Raw genomic sequence first — 699 nt, forward strand, 5'->3', positions numbered from 1 at the left:
ATTCGGAATCTTTTTTGAACGTAATTGTTTTTCCTGTATTCTGTCCGCCCAAATAAGATAAGTGCCTATATAAGTGACCTGCTGGAATGAGAAAAACCTACCCGAGTGATATCAGCCGAGAAGCCTTTCAAAAAATTGAACCCTTGTTGCTCAGCAGCCGAAAACGTACGCGTCCTCGGAAAGTCGATGTGTATGAGGTGTTTTGTGCCCTGCTGTATATCCTCAAGAGCGGTTGTCAGTGGGATATGCTCCCCAGTGATTTCCCCAGCAAAAGTACCGTGTATTACTATTTCAAACTCTGGAAAGAGAAACCGTCAGAAACAGAACCTAGCCTGCTGGAGCAGGCATTAAAAAAATCGGGTTGGCGAGGCCCGTATCAACTCTGGTCGGAACGCTAACACGACGTTTGTGATCGTCGACGCACAAAGCGTTAAGAACACAGATACAGCGCGTGAGAAAGGCTATGATGCCGGTAAAAAAGTGTCTGGCATCAAACGCCATATCGCGGTAGATACTCAAGGTTTACCTCACGCAATAACCATCACCACGGCAAATGTCACGGACAGAAAAGGGGCACTGGAGGCTTTTACGCGGCACAAAAAGTCCCTCAGTTGGGTGAAAAATGTTTTAGCCGATGGCGGTTATACGGGAGAAGTCTTCGCTGAGAACGTGCATCATATACTCGGCGCGACTGTCGAA

General features: G+C 47.2%; 1 pseudogene. It reads left to right on the forward strand.

Features of this window, described 5'->3' with window-relative positions:
• Window positions 1-86: 86 nt before the first annotated feature.
• Window positions 87-699 (forward strand): annotated as a pseudogene (locus tag Xedl_RS23855) (IS5 family transposase); the annotation flags it as partial.

It is taken from the genome of Xenorhabdus eapokensis (genome assembly GCF_001908105.1).